Here is a 19,533-nt window from a genome sequence, read left to right as displayed (position 1 = left end):
GGCGTGTCACATGCGTTTGCGTCTGCTCGCGCTAGGAAATTGAGCGGCCCGCCGCGTGCAGAGCAGCCACGTAGCCGAACACCATCGTGTTTGCGATGCTGCCGCCCGCCCCCAGGTACGTGCGGCCCATCACTGTCGCGGTGATGTTGCCCGTTGCATAGAGACCGTCGATCACCTCATCGCGTTCATTGAGCACTTGCGCGTGCTCGTCGGTGACCAGACCGCCGCACGTCCCGACGTCCGCGGGGAACACCTGGACGGCGTAGAACGGGGCACGCTCTATCGGCCCAAGCGCGGCATTGGGCTTGTGGCCGGGATCGCCGAGGCAGACGTTGTATGCCGACTGTCCGCGCCCGAAGTCGGGGTCGAGACCCATTGCCGCAAACTCGTTGAAGCGCTTGACGGTATCTTCGAGTGCATCGGCGGGGACATCGATCTCCTTGGCGAGGTCGCGGATGGTGTTGGCTCGCTTGACGGCCCCCTGCTCGAACAGCGTTTCTGGCAAACGACGCCTGCGGAACGGATTGGCACCTGCGACATACCTGCTTACATATCCCTCGTCGAAGACCTGCCAGCACGGCACCGCGTTGTTGGCATACATCGCCTTGCCGACCTCGACATACGAGTTCGACTCGTTGCAAAACCGCCTGCCGGTCCGGTCGACGTAGATGGCACCGGGGCGCTGGCGTCCCGAGCCGAGGGGGCGTGCCGCTGGGTCTGCGATGAAAACCAGGGGATACCACCAAGCCTCGTCGAGCAGATCGGTTTTTGCGCCCAGGTTCATCGCCGTCTGCAGAACTTCGCCGGTGTCGCCGTCGTTTGCGATCGACCACTTTGCGTCGTTTGGCTGGTCCCCGCTGTAGCGGCGGCGCATGTCGGCGTTGCGGCCGAACCCGCCCGCCGCGAGCAGGACTCCTTTACGCGCCTGGATATTGAGCGAGGTGCCGTCTCGAGAAACTCTGGCACCGACGACTCGACCGCCCTCCACTATGAGATCGTTCATCGCAGTGTTCGTCCACACCGGCGGCTCACCGTCGAGATCGATCAGCACCTTGACCATCTGTCCGATGAGCGAAGCACCGTTGGTGAGCATGTCGCGACGGCGAATACGCGCTGCCCAGGTACGAGCAAGTACCCGTACTGCCACCGCGAACGCTCGCGGCGAGCGGTGGAAATATTGCACGAAGCGCTGCTGCTCGCTGGTCTTCACCACTAGTCCGCGGTTCCAAGTCGTAGCCATCCGCTGGATTTTGTTGCTCCAAGCCCCCAAGGCGCCAGCATCGTACGGGATGCCCTCCACCGAACGCCCGGCCGCATTGCCGCCCTTGTGATTTGGGTAGTAGTCGCTGTACCCGGAGCACCGCACAAGCCGTACACCCTTGCCCACCAGGAACTCGATCATCTGGAAGCCCGCCGTCAGGAACATTTCACGGCGGGCGGGCGACGAAGCCTCGCCGATATCGCCGACGACGTCGTCGAAGTAGGCGAGCCCGTCCTCGTAGGAATCGGGGATGCCCTGCGCCCGCATCAACGGGTTGTTCGGCATCCACACCATGCCGCCGGACATTCCCGTCGAGCCACCGACAAGATCCTGTTTTTCGACAACAAGAGGCTCGATGCCGGCATCGACGGCGGCCAACGCCGCGACCAGTCCCCCGCCGCCACTTCCCGCGATGAGCAGGTCGACCGACTTGTCCCAATTCATGAGGCGGGTACGGTTTCGGTCAGGCCGAGATCGACCACCGGCACGTCGATGGTGGTGTTGGTCTTCTGAATCGCCGGGGTCAAACGCTCGTAGGGAAAGCCTGCGAGGAAGCCGTCGATCACCCGCTCGAAGTTGGAGATCAGGCCTTCGATCCGATCTGACAGCCGCATGTACTCGAATCCCTTTGCATGCAAACCCTTTTGTTGCCGCGGCAGGTTCGAGAAGTCCTGAGCGGGGATCGTCGGCCAGCTCGGGTCGTCCGGGGCGAGCGGCTCAGGCGGAGTGGGTCTCCCCTGCGAGCGGTCGTCGGGGTAGCGGGTGAGCGACCACACTTCGAACAGCGTCTGCTCAGGCCCGAGGGGCCGGATGCGGTACGACGACGCGCTGCTGTACTGCGGCAACAGGAAATAGTGCGGGAAACAGAACCCGATCGGCTCCAGCACGCCGCGACGCTCGAGGTCGTTCAGGTCCGGGAAGTTGCAGCCGCGGGCGCGGTGCCACTTGGTCACCGCGTCGTTGACCGCGGCGCGCCAGGTCGCCATCGCCTCGGCCGGATCGTCGGGCAGTGACATGCTCTGCAGCCCTTCGGCTATCCGCACGTCGTTTTCATGCGTCATTCCGCCCATGCCAGACCCCAATGTGCGCATGAAGTACAAGCTGGTCTCGATGAGCGGATGAACTTTCGGTGACTCAGCGTGGTGCGCCGACGGCAGCAGCTGCGGATGGGTCTGCGGCACGTGGTAGCCCTCCATGAAGGCGGCCGTGGCCAGCTTCCAGTTCACCGGTAGCAGACAGGACTTCCACCATTCGACGCGCAGTTCTGCGACGTTCCATTCGTCGTGCTTGGAGGCGAAGGGTTCGATGCACTCCCGCAGCGCGGGAGCGTCGTCGTCGAGGACGATCCACGCGCACCCGCCCCACAGCTCACATCTGACCGGCGCCAGCGCGAGATCGTCTGCGCACAAGTTGCTTTCGTCGAACTCCTCGGAGCGCAGGACAAACGTGCTCTTACCGTCGAGGTTCCAACACCATCCGTGAAACGGGCACACGAAGCTGCGGCGAGTTCCCCCGCCCTCGATGATTTTCATACCGCGGTGCCGGCACGAGTTGTAGTAGGCGCGGACGGTCGACGCGTCGACGCGCACTACGATGATCGACTGGTCGAGGATCTCGTATTCGACGTAGTCGCCGGGGTTGGGGATCTCCTCGAGGCGGCATGCCATCTGCCACACGCGTGGCCAGAAGAATTCGGTTTCCAGCGCATAGAACTCCGGGTCGTAGTACCGCTGCTTGGGGATTCGGTCCGCCGATTGGACCGCCCACGGCACCGGCAGCGGCGTCCAATCCACTCTGGTCACTCCGCTCACCCTTCATTGGGAGCCAGGTCTCTAAAATAGTAAAAATAGCAAGTCGGGTCCATCGGTAGCTAGTTGAGCCCGTAGAAGCGCTGCGCGTTGAGGCCGGCGATCTTCTCGCGGGATTGCTCACCGATGTCGGGCCGGGTTCGCAAATGCTTCGTGCTTTCCGGCCATTCGCCGTCCCAATGCGGATAGTCGCTGGCGAACATGATGAAGTCGTCGCCGAGAACGTCGATGACACCGGGCAGGATCGGTTCCTCGGGTTCACACGTCGCCCAGATGTTGCCGGCCTCCAGGTACTCCTGCGGATCTCGCCGCCAGCCGCGCTCGATCCAGTCCCCGCGCTTCTCGAAATGCTCGTGAAGCCGGTCGATGAAAAACGGCACCCATCCGACGCCCGCCTCGAGGAACGCCACCCGCAGATCGGGATGTCGGTCGAAAACGCCGCCCGAGACAAGTGCGGTCATCGCCGCCATCTGGTCGAACGGAAAGCTGACGCAGTGCACCTGGATGTAGTTGGTGAACCGGTCAACGCCGATCTTCGGCATGTGCACACCGGGGGCACCGTGAATGCCGAGCGGCATATCGAGCTCAACGGCGGCGGCATAGAACGGATCCAGGTCAGGATGGTCGAGATTGCGCGACTTCAGCGCCGGCGGGATATGGGTGGCCACCAGGCCGATGTTCTTCGCCTCGCGCATGATGTCGATTGCGATGTCACCGTGCTCAATCGGAGTGACGGCGATGCCGTGCAGTCGGCCGTGGGACGACGCGCAGTAGTCTGCGATCCACTCGTTGTAAAGCCGGGCGAAACCCGCTGCAAATTCAGGATCTTCGAGTGTCGGCGTGCAGAGTCCGAGGCTCGGGTAGAGCACCATGGTGTCGATCTGATCCCGGTCGGCATCGCCGAGCACTCCCTCGGCCGAGCGGCAGTTGATGCCCTCGGCGTCGGAGATGCCGTGCTCGGTGGGACAGCCCGCGCCGGGCCCGCTCGACTCGGGATAGTTGCGGCCCTCGATCACCAGCCCTGGCGTGTCGGTCCGCGGCACGATGTAGTCCGGCCAGCGCCGCATCGCCTCGATGGCTAGCGACATGCCCTCGGCGACGTGTCCGTCGGCGTCGATGATCCGCATCTTTATAAAGATACGGCCGGCGAGGCAACCGATACGCTTTTCGCTCGTGATCGTGCTGCTGCCCCCGTCGGAGACCAAACGGGCGGGAGGCGACGGTCCTCCCCTGCGCCTGGACGCGCTGAGCTTCCCCGCGCTGCATCCCGTACGCGCCGAACTGGTCGACGAGCTGGTGCAGTTGGCGGCCGATCCCGCGACGTGCCGGCGCGCGCTCGGCATCTCCGCTGCCCAGGATCACGAAATCGAACGCAATGCGGTGCTGAAAAGGGCACCGACACTGCCCGCCATGAACCGGTATACGGGCGTGCTGTACGACGCGCTCGACGTCGAATCGCTCAGTGCCGCAGCACTTTCCCGCGCCCACGCCCGTCTTGCGATCGGCTCGGCGATGTTCGGAATCGTTCGCGCTGATGACCCGATACCCGCCTACCGATTGTCGGCGTCGTCGAAGCTGCCGGCACGGCCGACGCTCTCGGCGCGTTGGCGTCCGGTGCTCGAGCCGCTGCTCGCTGAGATCGCGACCGAGGAGCTGGTGGTCGATCTGCGGTCGGGTTCGTACGCGGCGCTCGGCCGATTGCCCGGCGCCGTGCGTGTCGACGTGGTCGCCGAGCGCCCCGACGGGCACCGCACGGTGGTCAGCCACTTCAACAAGGCGCACAAGGGAAGGCTGGCGCGAGCGCTCGTGAGCAGCAGGGCCGAGCCCGACGACGCAGCCAAGGTCGGCGCCATCGCGCGGCGCGCGGGCCTGCGGGTCGAGCGACACGGCAACGAGCTCACCGTCGTGGTCGACGCCTAGTCCGGCGCTCAGGGTGCGGTTAGCGAGTCGAAATCACGCCTTGGCGAGCTGCTTCTGCTCGTAGAGCCGCGCCCATTCGGCGCGCGAGCGGATCGACACGTCGACGTCCGTGGCCTTGGCGCGCAGAGCACCGACGGTCGCCTGCTCGCGGGGAGTGTGCGCGAACGGGTCCCAACTGAAGAAGTTGCAGGCGTTCTGCCACGTGATCTTGTTGATGTCGCAATCGTCCGCCCCCGCGGCCGTCAACTCCGCTAGCACCTGCTCGGGCGCGTCGGGCCAGAAGCAGTCGGAGTGCGGGTAATCGCACTCCCAGGCGATGATGTCGATGCCGATCTCATGTCGCAGTTTCAGCGACGTCTTGTCGGTGACGTAGCAAGCCAACGAGTGCTCGCGGAACACGTCGCTGGGCAGCTTCTCCCCGAAGTCGCGTCGCAGCCACTTCTGGTTGGTGTAGTGGCGGTCGCTGCGGTCGAGGTAGAAGGGGATCCATCCGATCCCACCCTCGGAGAAAGCGAACTTCAGATCCGGGTAGTTGCGCATCGCGGGACCCCACAGCAGATCCTGTGCGCACATCGCCGACACCTGCGTGGCCAGGATGATCATGTTGTCGATCGGCGCGTTGGGCGCCATGCTGATCGCCCCGAACCCAGTGCCGATGTGCAGACACATCACCACGTTCTCTTCCGACAGGGTGCGGAACACCGGACCCCAGTAGTCGTCGTCGTGGTAGCTCGGAAGCCCCTCGAGGTGAGGAAGTTCCGGCATGGTCACCGCGCGGCAGCCCTTGGCCGCGACGCGGCGGATCTCGGCGCACATCGCCTCCGGGTTCCACGTCGGAAGCACCGCGATCGGGATGAAGCGGTCGGGGTAGCTGCCCGCCCATTCGTCGATGTGCCAGTCGTTGTACGCCGACACCATCACCAGCGTCACGTGTTCGCGGTGCATGTTGAGGTGGCGGGCGGAGAAACCGGTGAACGTCGGGAAGCACATCGAGGCCAGGATGCCGTTGCGGTTCATGTCGCGCACCCGCTCGTGCACGTCGTACACGCCCGGCCGCATCTCGGCGAAGCCCGCGGGGTCACGGCCCCACTCCTCGGCCGGCCACGACACCACGGCGTTCAGCCCGCTGACCCCCTGTGGCCTGCCTTGATACATCCACTGGTCGACACCCTTGTCGTCGGTGACGACGATCGGCGCCTCCTCCTTGTACTTGGCGGGCACATGGTTGAGGAACATGTCAGGCGGCTCGACCACGTGGTCGTCGATGCTCACGAGGATCAGGTCGTTGGTCTGCATACCCAAGTAGTACCGTCTAGCGATGTGACCGGCTCTGCGCTATCGGACAGACGTTTAGCCGAACCGGCCAATGATGAGCGGGTCATCGAGCTCCGCCGCGGCGGTCGGGCCTCGGGTGGCAGCTACCTCTACGAAGGCGAAGGCCTGATCACCGGCTGGCATTCCCACGAAGTGCACCAGATCGAGTACGCGATCGGCGGCGTCGTCGAAGTCGAGACGGAGTCGGCGCACTATCTGGTGCCCCCGCAGCAGGCCGCTTGGATCCCGGCCGGGCTGGTGCATCAAGCGACGATGGCGCCCGACGTGCGGACGGTCGCGGTGATGTTCGAGGCCCAGATGATTCCCGACGGCGGCGACCGGGCACGAATCCTGGCGGTGTCACCGCTGATTCGCGAGATGATGATCTATGCACTGCGCTGGCCGATCGACCGACGCGCAGGGTCCGCCCAGGAAGAACGAGTTTCCGACGCGTTCTTCCGCACCCTGGCCGACCTGGTCATCGAGGCGCTGGATCATGAAGCTCCGCTGAGCCTTCCGACGTCCGAGCATCCGATCGTCGCGGCTGCGATGGCCTACACCAAGGACCACCTGCAGTCGGTGAGCGCCGAGGACGTCAGCCGTGCCGTCGCGGTGTCCGAGCGCACGCTGCGCCGACTCTTTCACGACGAGCTCGGCCTGTCCTGGCGCACGTATCTACTGCACGCCCGGATGTTGCGGGCGATGGCGCTGCTGGCCTCGCCGGGGCGGACGGTGCAGGAAACGTCGACGGCGGTGGGTTTTGACAGCGTGAGCTCCTTCACCCGGGCCTTCACACTGTTCAGCGGCGAGACGCCGTCGACGTACCGCAAACGGATTGTCGGCGAACGGGTTTGACGCCTACTCGGACCGGAACATGCCTTCGCGAAGCAGCGAGTTGACCGAGTTCTGCCAACGCTCGAGCTGAGCGGGTGCGGTGAACGGCTCCGGGAGGTGCCGGTCGATGTGCCGACGCAGGATCAACGTCCCCAGAGCCAGAACCAGCGCGTTGATCGCCGCCCAGGTGAGGTCGAGACCGTCCCGCGTCTCGCCGCGCTCGCTACGCCGGTGCCAGCGGGCCATGCCGGAGTTCAGCAGCGAGTCGAAAATCATGTCGGCCACCGGACGCCCATCGGTCAACGCGCGACCGATGTAGTCGGCGAGCTCGGGATTTTCGCCGATCATCCGCGTCACCCGTTCGCCGATCTCGGCGACCGAGTCCGGCGCGGTGTCGGGTACCGGTTGGGTGATCGCGGTGACCACCACGGCCAGCGCCCAGTCATCGACAGCCTTGATGAGGCCGGCCTTCGTCGCGAAATGGTGTTGGACCGACCCCAGCGACACTCCTGCCGCGGCGGCCACAGCACGAAGCGACGTCCCCGAGGCGCCGTGGTTCGCGATCATCTTCATGGCCGCAAGGCGGATCCGGTCGATATTGGAAAGCTCGTCGGTGCCCGCTCTTCCGGGCTGGGACAGGATGGTCATCGTCCCTCGCAACGGCTGCTCACGCGTTGAGGTTAGACAATACGTGCGTATCGTGTCTACGATACAAATGTATTGCCCGCTGCCGTGTCGGAAGGTCGAGGACGTCGTGTACCCGATGTTGTTGGACGAACCGTCCACTTTCGCGTGCACACGCGACCCCGACCGCTGGACGACGTATGCCGATGACGGCGCCAAGGCACTTTGCCGCGAGTGCCCCGCCCGCTGGCGGTGCGCGCAGGTAGCGTGCCGGACACCCGGCGCCGAGGGCGTGTGGGCGGGCATTCTCATCCCCGAGGCGGGCCGCGGCCGCCGTCAGGCCCTCAAGCAGCTGCGAGAGCTTGCTGAGCAGAACGGATTCCCGGTCGAGACCACGTGAGTCGACCGCGGCCAACGTTACGTTTTATCGCCGCCGAAACGGGGCAACAAATGTCCATCAGACTCGGTTCGTCACTAGGAGACCGTCATGGGCAAGCGCCCCGATTCCACCGACCAGCCCACTTCCGAGGCCCTGGCCGCAACCGCGCTCTTTCTCAACATCGCGTCCGTGATCGCGCTCGCTATCGGCGTCGCCAGCTTCGGCGCATCACATGCCACCCTAGCCGCGGTTGCGGGTATCGGCGCTGTGCTCACCTTCATCGCCAGCCTTGTCTGCTTCAGTAAGCAGGCGACCGAAGCGGAGCCACAGCCAGCAAGCGCCTGACGGGCTATGCCAACTCCATCGCCGTCGGCACCGAGGTGGCCGGCGGCGAGAGACCGGCGACCCGACGAATCTCTCCGAACGATTGCACCAGCTCGTCGGTCACCTCGTGAGGATCATGCACCGTTTGGTCATCAACGAGCACAGAGATGTTGAACTGGTCGACGTAACTCCAGACTGTGACGTTCAAACCGCAACCTGCTGTGAGAGGTCCGACCGAATACAGTTCATTGAGCGTGATGTCACCGAACCGGCCGCGTTCGCGCGGACCCGGGACGTTCGACACGGGCACATTGAACACCCTCAACTTGGCGTCTCGCCGCGCTGCCCATGCGAATATCGCAGGCGCCAACGCCGGCGGCAGAAACTCCATCCACCGCGCAGAGAATTCCGGCCCGAGGAGGCGATAGTTCTCCTTGGCAACGCCTGCGGCCAGCTCCGTCAGACGCGTCCGCTCCAGCGGATCGTCCACCTGCACCGGCAACGTCACGACCATGCCGCCCAGCTCGTTGCCTGCAACCCGATCTGGCGACAGATCCAGGCTCGAGGGCACCGAGGCGATGATCGGCTCCGTCGCGTGACCGTCGTAGCGCAGCAACAGTTCTCGAAGCGCGCCCGCGGCCATCGCCAGGACAAGAGTGTTGATGGTGATGCCGAGCGCCTTGCCAGCCTCTTTGACATCAGCCAGCGACAGCGTCGCACTGGCGTAGTTGCGCTGCGGCGAAATGACGTGGTTCATGAAGGTTTTAGGTGCGTTCAGGCCGCTGGTGATCGATGGGTGCGGCTTGCGCTGCAATGACTTCCGGAGCACCTTGGCCAAACCTGATGCGCTGTAGCCAGCCAGCGTGGGTAGCCGGCCGATCTGGCGGATGTGGTCACGCACCGCTGCGCCGATGAGCTGGCTTGACGTAGGCACCGAATCGGGGACACAGCGTTCCTCGTCATCGCCGGGCTGGTACGCCATCGCCTTGGCCATGAGATTCGCAGACGCCACGCCGTCAGCAAGTGAATGGTGTACTTTTCCAACCACTGCTACACGATTGGCCTGCAGACCCTCGACGAAGTGAAACTCCCACAATGGGCGGTCGCGGTTGAGCGGGGTGCTCGCGATTGCAGCGATCACGGCGTCTAGGCTGCGCCGGCCGCCGTCGCCCGGTACTTGCGTGCGCCTCAAGTGGTAGTCGAGATCGACCTCGCAGTTCTCTAGCCACATCGGGTGGTGGAGTTTCCAGGGGATGTCAACGATGCGGTACCGCAGCGGATCCAACACGGGAAGCCGTTGCCCTACCAGCTCGCGGAAGGTCGCGAAGTCCAGACCCGAGGAGCCGCCGTCGATGACCGCGATCTTCATGGTATGCGTATGAACGGCGCGGGTTTCGCTGTAGAGCAACATTGCGTCGTACCCGCTTAGGCGCTTCAACCGCCCACCCCCTTCCGCTGGCCTACCGCGGTCAGCTCACGAGACGGCTGCCAGCTTGTGGCGTCGGTGAATCTCGCTGAGAAACAGCCCGATCGCGGTACATGCCGACCCAGTGCAGTTGCCGTCGATGAGGTCGAAACCGTGTTGAGCGCCGGGCAACTCGAGGTAGCCGACGGTCTGTCGGGAGGTGGCCCGAAGTTTTTCGACGAACGTTCTTGCCTGCGCTACCGGGATGACGAAATCCGATCCACCGTGAACAACGAAAAATGGTGGCGCAGCATCGTTTACCCGTGCAATGGGTGACGCGTCGCGGTAGATCTCTTCGTGGCGATCATAGCGGCGCTGTACGACGATGTTTTCCAGAAAGTCGACGATCCCATCACGCTCAGGTGTGGACCGATCGTGCCAGTCGTAGCGTCCATACACCGAGACGGCGGCGTCGACCGAAGTGTTCGACCCTGCTTCCAATTCGGATTCGAAGTGGGAATCCGCCGGTGTCAGCGCAGCCAGCGACGCGAGATGGCCGCCTGCAGAGCATCCCGCGATGGCAACGAAGTCGGGGTCTCCGCCGAACCGGTCGGCGTTGGCACGAGCCCAGGCGATCGCGGCCTTGACATCCATGATGTGGCGGGGCCATCGGTGACGCGGCGATACCCTGTAGTCAATCGCGAGACATATCCAACCTGCGGCGGCGAGATGTGACATCAGGGCCGAGCCCTGGAAGTTGCGGCTGCCGTACACCCAGGCCCCGCCCGGAACGAAGATCAGGACGGGTGCGGGCGTCTTCGGAAGCTCGGGCAGGCGCCAGACGTCGAGGAGCTGGGTTGCGTGCGGGCCATAGCGAACGGCGGTGTTGCGGAGGTAACGCCGTCGTTGCTGCACCATGCGGACCGCCGGCGGCACGCGCTGCGGCAACGGCCAGGCCATACTTTCGAGGTCGCCGATGATGCCTTGTAAAGCGGCACCGCAGACCTCGGCGAGGACAGGCACGGGCTGCGGAGCCTCATCGGCATCCGACGCGGAGGCGGACGGCGACTGGGACCAATATTTCCTCAGTTCGCTCACCGCGCGGGGCACCATCCGTGAGCCCCAAGCTCCGATGGCGGTGATGGTGACAAGCGGCCCGAGACGACTGCCAATCACAGGTAGCGCTGTCAGCGATTCGGCCATGGCTATCGCTGACTGCACCGGTCTGCCGCGAGCAAGCAGCCTCGCCGCCGAACACGGCGTCGAGGCTGGCTTTTCGCCACTAGCCGCCATGGCGCGAATGTACCGCTACGTCGGTCCTATGCCGGTCACATTCGCGCTGGCGCCGGAAAATTATCTACGGTGTTAGAACGGCCGACAGTCGCTAATCGTCGGATCCCACCAGCCGGTGGGTAAACAGTTCTTCATCGGAGCACCGGTTGGACGGCATACGTTGGCGATGGGATCGAACCATTCAGTGCCCGGGGTGCAGTCCGCGTGACTGATCGCAGGCGTGATCACGGTGATGAACGCCAGCGGAGCGATCCCGGCGGCGGCGACGGTCGCGATGCGACGAACGAGAGTTTTCATGTTCTTGATCTTGCCGAGCGGCCAGCATTTTAAACGCATCACCGCCGAGTTCTGCAGGGCGGTCGTTACCCACGCCCGATCCACGACCCTGCAGCAGGAATCGATGAAACAAGAGTGCGGGCGGAGGGATTTGAACCCCCACGTCCATAGGACAATGGCACCTAAAGCCACCGCGTCTGCCGTTCCGCCACGCCCGCTGAGCCAACCAAGGGTAGCGCGGTACCGTTGAAAGGTGTCCACTACGCGGCGTAGGAGACCGGCGCTCATCGCGTTGGTAATCGTCAGCGCCGCAGGTTGCCTGGCTCTGGCGTGGTGGCAGTGGACCCGCTTCGAGTCGGCGTCAGGCTCCTTCCAGAATCTCGGCTACGCCTTGCAGTGGCCGATGTTCGCGGGGTTCTGCGTCTACGCGTACTACAAATTCGTTCGCTACGAAGAGTCCCCGCCCGAGCCGAAGAAACGCGAGACCGCGACCGAGATCCCCACCGATCTTCTCCCCCGACGACCCACGGCAGTACCACAATCCGACGATGATCCCGCCCTGCGGGAGTACAACGCCTACCTTGCCGACCTGGCCAAGAAAGACAAAGAACAGTGACCGAAACCGCCCCGACCACCCCCGTCGACGCCATCCGCAAGGCGCTGCTCGGCTATCGCGTGATGGCCTGGACCACGGGCCTGTGGCTGATCCTGCTGTGCTACGAGATGGTGGCCAAGTACGTCTACGGCATGGAAGGGCTGAACTGGATCGCGGTCGTGCACGGTTGGGTGTACTTCGTCTACCTGCTCTTTACCGCCAACCTCGCGGTGAAGGTGCGCTGGCCGATCGCCAAGACCATCGGCATCCTGCTTGCCGGCACCATCCCGCTGGTCGGCATCATCGTCGAGCACTTCCAGACCCGAGACATCAAGGCCAAGTTCGGCGTCTGAGTCACCGCCCATTAGTTAGCTATACTCGACACAGTGTCGGCCAGCCCTAGGGCGCGCGAAAGCCGCGACCTAGCGGGCGGCGCCACGCGAACCCGTATCCCCGCACTCACCGGCTTGCGCGCCGTCGCAGCGCTGCTGGTAGTCGGAACGCATGCCGCCTTCGCCACCGGCGCGCTCAACCACGGGTATCTCGGAGCGATCTATGCGCGGCTCGAAGTCGGCGTCGCGATCTTCTTCGCGCTGTCCGGTTTTCTGCTGTTCCGACCGTGGGTGATTGCCGCAACGACCGCATCTGCCGCGCCGTCGCCGGCCCGCTATGGCCGGCACCGGTTCCGCCGGATCATGCCCGCCTATGTGATCGCGGTGCTCGCGACGTTCACCGTCTACACCGTCTTCAACCCCGGCCCAAATCCGGGCCAGACGTGGTACGGGTTGCTCCGCTACCTCACGCTGACCCAGATCTACACCGACAATTACTTGGTGACCCTCCTGCATCCGGGTCTGTCACAGATGTGGAGCCTGGCGGTCGAGGCCGCGTTCTATGCCGCCCTGCCCGCCCTGGCGTGGCTGCTGTTGCGGCGCGCCGACCGGCCATCGGTCGTCCTGGTCCGGCTTGCAGCGACGGCCGCCGTCGCTCCCGTGTGGTTGATCGTCGCCAACACCACCGGCCTACTGCCCAACTCCGCCGGCATGTGGCTGCCCGCGCACATCGCGTGCTTCGCCGGGGGCATGGCACTCGCGGTCCTGGCGGTGATCGGCACACGCTGGCGTGCCGGCATGACGCTACCGGTGGCCGCCACGTTGTACCTGGCCGTCGCGACGCCGATCGGCGGCGCCATCATCGGCCACGACCCGGCCTGGGTGCCCATCAGCAAGGCGCTGCTGTATGCCGGCATCGCGATGCTCGTGGTGGGCACTGCCGTGCTCGCCCCTGCCAACGCGTACACGTATGTGCTCAGCAGCCGGCCACTGGTGTGGCTCGGCGAAATCTCCTACGAGATCTTTCTCCTGCACGTTGTGGTGATGGCTGTCGTCATGGCCGTGGTACTGCGATGGCCGTTCTTCACCGGTTCATTGACCACGCTGTATCTGGTCACCCTTGCCGTCACGATCCCGCTGGCGTGGGCGCTTCACCGGTTCACCAGCTCGCGCAGCGCAGGCACGAGCAATGTCAACGCCCGGCCCCGGTGCGACGCCGCGTCCTTCTCCTCGGCCGTCAGCTCCGCCGCCGTCCGCGTCGAGCCCGCCGGAATGAAGACCGGGTCATAGCCGAAGCCACCGTCACCGCGGGGCTCCCGCGCGATGGCCCCGCGCCACGTCCCCCGCACGACGACTTCTCGTGAAGCACCCCGGGTCCCGTCCACCAGCGCGCACGCCGAGACGAATGCACCGCCGCGCCGGTCGTCGGGGACATCGCGCAGTTGGGCGAGCAACAAGGCGGTGTTGGCGGCGTCGTCGCCATGCACACCGGCCCAGCGCGCCGACAGCACACCGGGCATTCCGTTCAGCGCGTCCACCTCGAGCCCTGAGTCGTCGGCGACGCTGGCCAACCCCGTGGCGGCGAAAGCGTCACGCGCCTTGGCGATCGCGTTCTCTTCGAAGGTCGCGCCGGTCTCCGGCGCCTCGTCGAACGGGGCGACGTCATCGAGCGACAACAGCGTCAGGCCCGAGATACCGGCGCCGTGGAGCACCCGCCGAAGCTCGGCCACCTTTCTGCGGTTGCGGCTGGCCACCAATAGTTGGGTCAGCTTCCAAACGCCTTCTTCTGCGGCCCATCGGAGTCCGGCAGCTCGCCGGGGTACGGCTTTTCCAGCGCCTCGCGCTGAATCATGAACAGCTGCTCGCACGCGGCCAGTGCGGCGTCGAGAAGCTTGTCCAGCGTCGAGCGCGGGAACGTCGCGCCCTCGCCGGTGCCCTGGATCTCCACCAGCGTGCCGGTATCGGTGGCGACCACGTTCATGTCGACCTCGGCGCGCGAATCCTCGCTGTAGGGCAGGTCGGTGCGGACACGGCCGTCCACGACGCCGACGCTCACCGCCGCGATCGCACATGACAGCGGCCGCGGGTCGGCCAGCTTGCCTGCCGCCGACAGCCACGTCACCGCGTCGGCCAGCGCGACGTAGGCACCGGTGATGGCCGCGGTGCGGGTGCCGCCGTCGGCCTGCAACACATCGCAGTCGATCGCGATCGTGTTCTCACCCAGCGCGGCCAAGTCGATGCATGCCCGCAGCGACCGCCCGATCAGCCTGCTGATCTCCTGCGTGCGCCCGCCGAGCTTGCCGCGAACCGACTCGCGGTCTGCCCGCTCGTGGGTAGCGGCCGGCAGCATTGCGTACTCCGCCGTCAGCCAGCCCTGCCCCGAACCCTTCCGCCACCGCGGCACGCCTTCGGTGACGCTGGCCGTGCACATGACCCTGGTTTGGCCGAACTCCACGAGCACCGAACCCGCCGGGTGAGAGGTGAAGCCGCGGGTGATGACCACCGGACGCAGCTCGTCGTCAAGCCGGCCGTCTTCTCGTCTGGACACCAGCCAACCCTAGCCAATGCCCCTGTCATCAATGGCGGGTGACGGGGAACGACTCTCCGCACACCACAGCGTGCACCGGCCCGTCGAACTCCGCCTTCGCCTCGCTGATGACGTCCTCGCGGGACGTCCACGGCGGGATGTGCGTCAGCAGCAGTTCGGAGACACCGGCGCGTGCGGCGGCTCGGCCGGCCTCGGTGCCGGACAGGTGCAGGTTCGGCGGACGCGACGGGTCGTGCGTCCACGACGCTTCGCAGAGGAAGACGTCGGCGCCACGGGCGAGATCGACGAGGGAATCGCAGACGCCGGTGTCACCGCTGTAGACGAAGGTCGCGCCGGAGGGGTCCGTAATGCGCAGACCGTAGGACTCGGTCGGATGACAGACCAGCCGCGGCTCGACGGTGAGCTTCCCGATCTGCACCGGCTGCCTGTCGACCCAGTGCCGGATGTCGAAGATGTCGCTGAAGTCGTCGATCTCGGCGCCCTCGGGGGACGACGCCGCACCGAGCCGCGCCCACGTTTTCTTCGGTCCGTACATCAGACCCTTCTGGGGGGCGGGCGACGGATGGTAGCGCCGCCACACGAAGAGACCGGGGAGGTCGAGACAGTGGTCCGCGTGAAGATGCGACAGCAACACGTGCACGGAGTTCGGGTCGGCATGCCGCTGCAAGGCACCGAGCACGCCACCACCGAAATCGATGACCATGGGCGGGGTGTCAGGCGCGGTCAAGAGATAACCGGACGCTGGCGAATCAGGCCCGACGACGCTGCCGGAGCAACCGAGCACGGTGATTCGCACGCACACTAGCTTGCCATGCCCAGGATCCCGATGACGAAAACATGAACGCATTGATAGACGAACGTCATCATCGGCCGCTGGCGTGACGCTGAACAGGTCGAACCCCGTTCAGAGACGGCCCAAGAAAGCGGGCCGCGAGTGTGGTGAACGCCTCAGGGTCACCGGTCGCCTCGAACTGCCGTTGGGCCGGCGGCGCGTCATGCGGACGGAGCAAATCAAGCTCGCTGAGCACGCGCACCAGATCCTTGGCCGTCTCCTCGGCGCTCGACACCAATGTGACCGCCTCACCCATCGCCAACTGGATGAGCCCCGACAGCATCGGGTAGTGGGTGCAGCCTAACACCAAGGTGTCGACATCGGCCCGCTGCAACGGCTCCAAATACCCCTCGGCCAAGCCGAGCACCTGCCTGCCGCTGGTAACACCGCGCTCGACGAAGTCCACGAAGCGCGGACACGCCACCCCGGTGATTTCGATGTCGCGGGCGGCGGCGAACGCATCCTGATAGGCGCCCGACGCGATCGTCGCCTCGGTGCCGATCACGCCGATGCGGCCGTTGCGCGTCGTGGCCACGGCCCGCCGCACCGCGGGCAGGATCACCTCGACGACGGGCACGGGGGCATAGCGTTCGCGGGCGTCACGCAGGCATGCCGACGAGGCGCTGTTGCACGCGATCACCAACGCCTTCACACCGCGCTCGACGAGGTCGTCGCCGATGGCCAGCGCGTGTGCGCGAATTTCAGGGATGGTCAGGGGTCCGTAGGGACCGTTGCCGGTGTCGCCGACGTAGACGATGTCTTCGTCGGGCAGCTGGTCGATGATCGCCCGCGCGACGGTGAGTCCCCCGACGCCGGAATCGAAGATGCCGACCGGCTGTAAGGCGGTGGTCACGTGCCGTAGGACGGCAGCTGCGGACGGCGCCTGCGGGCCTCGCGCGCTTTGCGCTCCGGCCCGGACAACAGGTATGCGGCGATGACACCCGCAACGGCGCCGCACAGATGGCCCTGCCACGACACGCCGGGGGTGCCGGGCAGCACTCCGAGCAGCACACCGCCATAGACGAACAACACGATGACGCCGACGACGATCTCCCACACCTTGCGGGTGAAGAAGCCGAACACGATGAGAAACGCCAGCCAGCCGAAGATCAGGCCGGATGCGCCGATGTGGTTGACCTCGCAGCGCACGCCGATGTACGGGCAGTGCGTTCCGACGTTGCCGATCAGCCAGGTGCCGAAGCCGCCGACGATCCAGATGATGGCCGTCGCGAAGATGAACCGCGACATACCGGCCAGCGTCATCAGGAAGCCGAGGATCAACGCCGGGACGGTATTGGCGATCAGGTGGTCCCAGTTCGAGTGCAGCAGCGGCGCGAACACGATGCCCCACAGCCCGTCGCTGTCCAGCGGCCGGATGCCGTTGGAGTCCAGGCGGTGGTTGGTCAGGCTGTCCCACAGCTCGATGAGCCACAGAAGCACGACGAAGCTGAGAATGGTGACCCCACCGGTCACCCACGCGGGCCGCTTGGTAGCCGCTGGCGCTTCGCTCATGCCCATAGCTGCCCTTCCAAAGCGTCTTCCGCTTCGTCAAGGCTACCGGCGTAGGCACCGGTCGACAGATACTTCCAACCGGCGTCGGCGACGACGAATGCGATGTCGGCCCGCGCTCCGGCCTTGACGGCCTTGGCCGCCATACCGAGCGCGGCGTGCAGCACCGCACCCGTCGAGATGCCCGCGAAAATCCCCTCGATCTGGACCAGTTCGCGGGTGCGTTTGACGGCGTCGAACGACCCGACGGAATACCGCGTCGTCAGCACATTTTCGTCGTACAGCTCGGGGATGAATCCCTCGTCGATGTTGCGCAGCGCGTAGACACCTTCGCCGTAACGGGGCTCGGCGGCGACGATCTGGATGTCTGGCACATGCTTGCGCAGATACTTTCCTGTTCCCATCAACGTGCCGGTGGTGCCGAGGCCGGCGACGAAATGGGTGATCTCCGGCAGGTCGGCCAGCAGCTCGGGGCCTGTTCCTTCGTAATGCGAGTCGGTGTTAGCCGGGTTGCCGTACTGGTAGAGCATCACCCATTCGGGATTCTGCGCGGCCAGCTCCTTGGCGTGTGCGACAGCGGTGTTGGAGCCGCCCTCGGCGGGCGAGAAGATGATCCGCGCGCCGTAGAGCTCCAGCAGTTGGCGCCGCTCGATCGACGTGTTCTCGGGCATCACGCAGATCATCGTGTAGCCCTTGAGCAGCGCCGCCATGGCCAGCGAGATGCCGGTGTTGCCGCTGGTCGGCTCCAGGATCGTCGCGCCAGGGTGAAGCAATCCGTCGCGCTCGGCCTGCTCGATCATTCGAAGCGCGGGCCGGTCCTTGATCGAGCCTGTTGGGTTGCGGTCCTCGAGCTTGGCCCATAACCGCACATGCGGCCCGCCACCTTCTTGGCCACCGTCGTGCCACCGGGGCGACAGCCGCTGCAGGCCCACCAACGGGGTGTTGCCGAGCGCCTCCAGCAGCGAGTCGTACCGGGTCAACGTCAGCCGCCCGCGACGGCGGGCAGGATCGTCACCGAATCCCCGTCGGAGATCGTGGTGTCCAGTCCTCCAGAGAAGCGCACGTCCTCGTCATTGACGTAGATGTTGACGAAGCGATGCAGCTTGCCCGGATTGGCCGGGTCGACGAGCCGCTCCGAGATGCCGGAGTAGTTGGCCTCCAGGTCGCTGATCACGGCCTGCAGGGTGTCGCCGGTCGCGGTGACGCGCTTCTCGCCGCCGGTGTGGCTGCGCAGAATGGTGGGCACGGAAACGGTAACGGTCATGGGTGAGCCTCTCTGTGAGGAGCTAGTACTTCTCGACGATCTTGACGGGTTCCTCGGTGACGACTCCGTCGACGATGCGGTAGCTGCGCAACTCGTGCTCGTCGGGGTCGCGGGTGGATACCAGCACATAGTGCGCGTCCGGTTCGGACGCATACGAGATATCGGTGCGGCTGGGGTACGCCTCGGTCGCGGTGTGCGAGTGATAGATGACAACGGGAACCTCATCGGATTCCTCCAACTGTCGCCACACCTTCAGCTGTTCCATCGAATCGAACCGGTAGAACGTCGGCGACCGCTCGGCGTTGAGCATGGCTATGTGCCGCTCGGGACGGTCTGACCCCTCGGGACCGGCCAACACCCCGCACGCCTCGTCGGGGTGATCGGCGCGGGCGTGCGCGACCATGGCGTCGACGAGGTCGGCGCGAATCACCAGCACGACCGATTCCCCTTCCTGTTCACGACGAGAACGCTCCGGGCAACATGTCCCGGTAGGTCGGTATTCCTGCTACCGACTCTGCCGCAAGGACGCCGACGAGCACCGCCCGGGCCAGCACATCGGCCGCCGCGGCCCCGACGGCGGTGATCAGCGGAACTTCCGGTGACATCGACGCCGGCGTCTCAGGATCCGCCGGTACCTCGACGGCGCTGGTGGCCAGCGCGAACACCGTATCGCCATCGAGCGGGGTGTGACACGGCCGGATGGCGCGGGCCAGGCCGTCGTGGGCAGCGATTGCGACACGGCGGCACGCGGCGGCGCTGAGCGCGGCGTCGGTGGCGACCACCGCGATCGTCGTGTTGAGCGGGCTGAGCTCGGTGTGGCGGGCGGCGTAGGCCGCGATCTGATCGGGAGGCGGCGGCACGAGGCCGAATTCGAGGATCTGATCGGCCTGCCAGGGCAGTCCGGTCGCGGGGTCGACGGCGTCGCCGGCGGAATTGACCACGACGATCGCGCCGACCGTGACACCGATGTCGGTAAGGGTGATCGACGCGGTGCCGACCCCGCCCTTGAGCACGC

Annotated in this window: 23 protein-coding genes, 1 tRNA gene and 1 pseudogene; 7 read left to right on the top strand and 18 right to left on the bottom strand. The window is 65.5% G+C overall.

The window, feature by feature from the left end; all coding sequences use genetic code 11:
- Positions 1–31: 31 nt before the first annotated feature.
- The 3 genes from A5651_RS16885 to A5651_RS16875 all read right to left on the bottom strand — a co-directional run bounded on the left by A5651_RS16885 (position 32) and on the right by A5651_RS16875 (position 4,196).
- On the bottom strand, positions 32–1,705 hold the full coding sequence (locus A5651_RS16885; protein ID WP_066983170.1) for an FAD-binding protein: 1,674 nt from the start codon (positions 1,703–1,705) through the stop codon (positions 32–34).
- A complete protein-coding gene (locus tag A5651_RS16880) occupies positions 1,702–3,054 on the bottom strand; it encodes an SRPBCC family protein (RefSeq protein WP_197496651.1) in 1,353 nt (450 codons plus the stop codon). Before A5651_RS16880 ends, A5651_RS16885 begins: the two co-directional genes overlap by 4 nt.
- Before the next feature lie 77 nt (positions 3,055–3,131).
- Positions 3,132–4,196, bottom strand: a complete 1,065-nt coding sequence (locus A5651_RS16875; RefSeq protein ID WP_066983164.1) for an amidohydrolase family protein — start codon at positions 4,194–4,196, stop codon at positions 3,132–3,134.
- Between the two features lie 46 nt (positions 4,197–4,242).
- Between A5651_RS16875 and yaaA the strand changes: the two genes are divergently transcribed.
- Positions 4,243–4,989 carry a peroxide stress protein YaaA gene (gene yaaA, locus A5651_RS16870; protein ID WP_066983161.1) on the top strand — a complete coding sequence of 249 codons (747 nt, stop codon included), beginning with the start codon at positions 4,243–4,245 and terminating at the stop codon, positions 4,987–4,989.
- 33 nt (positions 4,990–5,022) lie between these two features.
- Here yaaA and A5651_RS16865 read toward each other — a convergent pair whose 3' ends face one another.
- Complete coding sequence (locus A5651_RS16865) at positions 5,023–6,285, bottom strand: amidohydrolase family protein (protein WP_066983158.1); 1,263 nt, start codon at positions 6,283–6,285, stop codon at positions 5,023–5,025.
- A 24-nt stretch (positions 6,286–6,309) separates the two neighbouring features.
- Between A5651_RS16865 and A5651_RS16860 the strand changes: the two genes are divergently transcribed.
- Positions 6,310–7,158 (top strand): helix-turn-helix transcriptional regulator, encoded by an 849-nt coding sequence (locus tag A5651_RS16860; protein ID WP_066983155.1) that lies wholly within the window; start codon positions 6,310–6,312, stop codon positions 7,156–7,158.
- Between the two features lie 3 nt (positions 7,159–7,161).
- Here the strand turns inward: A5651_RS16860 and A5651_RS16855 are convergent, their stop codons facing one another.
- The gene (locus A5651_RS16855; protein ID WP_066983151.1) at positions 7,162–7,785 is read right to left on the bottom strand and encodes a TetR/AcrR family transcriptional regulator; all 624 of its coding nucleotides are present in this window, start codon (positions 7,783–7,785) and stop codon (positions 7,162–7,164) included.
- 115 nt (positions 7,786–7,900) lie between these two features.
- Here A5651_RS16855 and A5651_RS16850 point away from each other — a divergent pair, with 115 nt between their 5' ends.
- Together A5651_RS16850 and A5651_RS16845 are read left to right on the top strand one after the other, a co-directional pair.
- Positions 7,901–8,161 carry a WhiB family transcriptional regulator gene (locus A5651_RS16850; protein WP_066983208.1) on the top strand — a complete coding sequence of 87 codons (261 nt, stop codon included), beginning with the start codon at positions 7,901–7,903 and terminating at the stop codon, positions 8,159–8,161.
- A gap of 87 nt (positions 8,162–8,248) precedes the next feature.
- Positions 8,249–8,485 carry a hypothetical protein gene (locus tag A5651_RS16845; RefSeq protein ID WP_066983148.1) on the top strand — a complete coding sequence of 79 codons (237 nt, stop codon included), beginning with the start codon at positions 8,249–8,251 and terminating at the stop codon, positions 8,483–8,485.
- A gap of 4 nt (positions 8,486–8,489) precedes the next feature.
- Here A5651_RS16845 and A5651_RS16840 read toward each other — a convergent pair whose 3' ends face one another.
- The 4 genes from A5651_RS16840 to A5651_RS16825 all read right to left on the bottom strand — a co-directional run bounded on the left by A5651_RS16840 (position 8,490) and on the right by A5651_RS16825 (position 11,656).
- A complete protein-coding gene (locus A5651_RS16840) occupies positions 8,490–9,902 on the bottom strand; it encodes a wax ester/triacylglycerol synthase family O-acyltransferase (RefSeq protein WP_066983144.1) in 1,413 nt (470 codons plus the stop codon).
- A gap of 36 nt (positions 9,903–9,938) precedes the next feature.
- Positions 9,939–11,162 carry an alpha/beta hydrolase gene (locus A5651_RS16835; RefSeq protein WP_066983139.1) on the bottom strand — a complete coding sequence of 408 codons (1,224 nt, stop codon included), beginning with the start codon at positions 11,160–11,162 and terminating at the stop codon, positions 9,939–9,941.
- 72 nt (positions 11,163–11,234) lie between these two features.
- Positions 11,235–11,543 (bottom strand): hypothetical protein, encoded by a 309-nt coding sequence (locus A5651_RS16830; RefSeq protein ID WP_082943815.1) that lies wholly within the window; start codon positions 11,541–11,543, stop codon positions 11,235–11,237.
- 31 nt (positions 11,544–11,574) lie between these two features.
- A tRNA-Leu gene (locus A5651_RS16825) sits at positions 11,575–11,656 on the bottom strand.
- Between the two features lie 35 nt (positions 11,657–11,691).
- Here A5651_RS16825 and A5651_RS16820 point away from each other — a divergent pair.
- The 3 genes and pseudogenes from A5651_RS16820 to A5651_RS16810 form a co-directional block, all read left to right on the top strand.
- Complete coding sequence (locus A5651_RS16820; RefSeq protein ID WP_066983137.1) at positions 11,692–12,054, top strand: hypothetical protein; 363 nt, start codon at positions 11,692–11,694, stop codon at positions 12,052–12,054.
- Positions 12,055–12,116: 62 nt separating this feature from the next.
- Positions 12,117–12,386, top strand: coding sequence for a DUF3817 domain-containing protein (locus A5651_RS16815; RefSeq protein WP_197496649.1), 270 nt, complete (start codon positions 12,117–12,119; stop codon positions 12,384–12,386).
- A 33-nt stretch (positions 12,387–12,419) separates the two neighbouring features.
- Positions 12,420–13,541, top strand: a pseudogene (locus A5651_RS16810) (acyltransferase family protein); the annotation flags it as partial.
- Here A5651_RS16810 and rdgB read toward each other — a convergent pair.
- The 9 genes from rdgB to A5651_RS16770 form a co-directional block, all read right to left on the bottom strand.
- A complete protein-coding gene (gene rdgB, locus A5651_RS25000; protein ID WP_082943817.1) occupies positions 13,517–14,134 on the bottom strand; it encodes an RdgB/HAM1 family non-canonical purine NTP pyrophosphatase in 618 nt (205 codons plus the stop codon). The pseudogene A5651_RS16810 and the gene rdgB sit on opposite strands and share 25 nt — an antisense overlap.
- Positions 14,131–14,913 carry a ribonuclease PH gene (gene rph / locus A5651_RS16805; RefSeq protein ID WP_066983128.1) on the bottom strand — a complete coding sequence of 261 codons (783 nt, stop codon included), beginning with the start codon at positions 14,911–14,913 and terminating at the stop codon, positions 14,131–14,133. The genes rdgB and rph overlap by 4 nt, the downstream gene beginning before the upstream one ends.
- A gap of 28 nt (positions 14,914–14,941) precedes the next feature.
- Complete coding sequence (locus tag A5651_RS16800; protein WP_066983125.1) at positions 14,942–15,715, bottom strand: cyclic nucleotide-degrading phosphodiesterase; 774 nt, start codon at positions 15,713–15,715, stop codon at positions 14,942–14,944.
- A gap of 61 nt (positions 15,716–15,776) precedes the next feature.
- Positions 15,777–16,598, bottom strand: a complete 822-nt coding sequence (gene murI, locus A5651_RS16795) for a glutamate racemase (protein WP_066983122.1) — start codon at positions 16,596–16,598, stop codon at positions 15,777–15,779.
- Positions 16,595–17,257 (bottom strand): rhomboid family intramembrane serine protease, encoded by a 663-nt coding sequence (locus A5651_RS16790; RefSeq protein ID WP_369803964.1) that lies wholly within the window; start codon positions 17,255–17,257, stop codon positions 16,595–16,597. The genes murI and A5651_RS16790 overlap by 4 nt, the downstream gene beginning before the upstream one ends.
- On the bottom strand, positions 17,254–18,234 hold the full coding sequence (locus A5651_RS16785) for a cysteine synthase (protein WP_066983117.1): 981 nt from the start codon (positions 18,232–18,234) through the stop codon (positions 17,254–17,256). The genes A5651_RS16790 and A5651_RS16785 overlap by 4 nt, the downstream gene beginning before the upstream one ends.
- 2 nt (positions 18,235–18,236) lie before the next feature.
- Positions 18,237–18,518, bottom strand: coding sequence for a MoaD/ThiS family protein (locus A5651_RS16780; RefSeq protein ID WP_066983114.1), 282 nt, complete (start codon positions 18,516–18,518; stop codon positions 18,237–18,239).
- Positions 18,519–18,540: 22 nt separating this feature from the next.
- Positions 18,541–18,954: a Mov34/MPN/PAD-1 family protein gene (locus A5651_RS16775; RefSeq protein ID WP_066983111.1), complete on the bottom strand. Its 414-nt coding sequence runs from the start codon at positions 18,952–18,954 to the stop codon at positions 18,541–18,543.
- A 19-nt stretch (positions 18,955–18,973) separates the two neighbouring features.
- Positions 18,974–19,533 (bottom strand): P1 family peptidase (locus A5651_RS16770; protein ID WP_197496648.1); only part of this gene is annotated, 560 nt, incomplete at its 5' end.

The organism is Mycobacterium sp. 1274761.0 (assembly GCF_001668615.1).
In the GTDB taxonomy this organism is placed as follows: Bacteria; Actinomycetota; Actinomycetes; order Mycobacteriales; family Mycobacteriaceae; genus Mycobacterium.
Note: the sequence above shows the minus strand (reverse complement) of the source record. Positions and strands in the feature narration are given on the sequence as shown.

What these genes read in the sequence shown, in the direction of transcription:
- A5651_RS16885 (WP_066983170.1), bottom strand. Translation starts at nt 1,705, where the DNA reads ATGAATTGGGACAAGTCGGTCGACCTGCTCATCGCGGGAAGTGGCGGC.
- A5651_RS16875 (WP_066983164.1), bottom strand. Translation starts at nt 4,196, where the DNA reads ATGCGGATCATCGACGCCGACGGACACGTCGCCGAGGGCATGTCGCTA.
- A5651_RS16865 (WP_066983158.1), bottom strand. Translation starts at nt 6,285, where the DNA reads ATGCAGACCAACGACCTGATCCTCGTGAGCATCGACGACCACGTGGTC.
- A5651_RS16855 (WP_066983151.1), bottom strand. Translation starts at nt 7,785, where the DNA reads ATGACCATCCTGTCCCAGCCCGGAAGAGCGGGCACCGACGAGCTTTCC.
- A5651_RS16850 (WP_066983208.1), top strand. Translation starts at nt 7,901, where the DNA reads ATGTTGTTGGACGAACCGTCCACTTTCGCGTGCACACGCGACCCCGAC.
- A5651_RS16845 (WP_066983148.1), top strand. Translation starts at nt 8,249, where the DNA reads ATGGGCAAGCGCCCCGATTCCACCGACCAGCCCACTTCCGAGGCCCTG.
- A5651_RS16835 (WP_066983139.1), bottom strand. Translation starts at nt 11,162, where the DNA reads ATGGCGGCTAGTGGCGAAAAGCCAGCCTCGACGCCGTGTTCGGCGGCG.
- A5651_RS16815 (WP_197496649.1), top strand. Translation starts at nt 12,117, where the DNA reads ATGGCCTGGACCACGGGCCTGTGGCTGATCCTGCTGTGCTACGAGATG.
- A5651_RS16790 (WP_369803964.1), bottom strand. Translation starts at nt 17,257, where the DNA reads ATGAGCGAAGCGCCAGCGGCTACCAAGCGGCCCGCGTGGGTGACCGGT.
- A5651_RS16780 (WP_066983114.1), bottom strand. Translation starts at nt 18,518, where the DNA reads ATGACCGTTACCGTTTCCGTGCCCACCATTCTGCGCAGCCACACCGGC.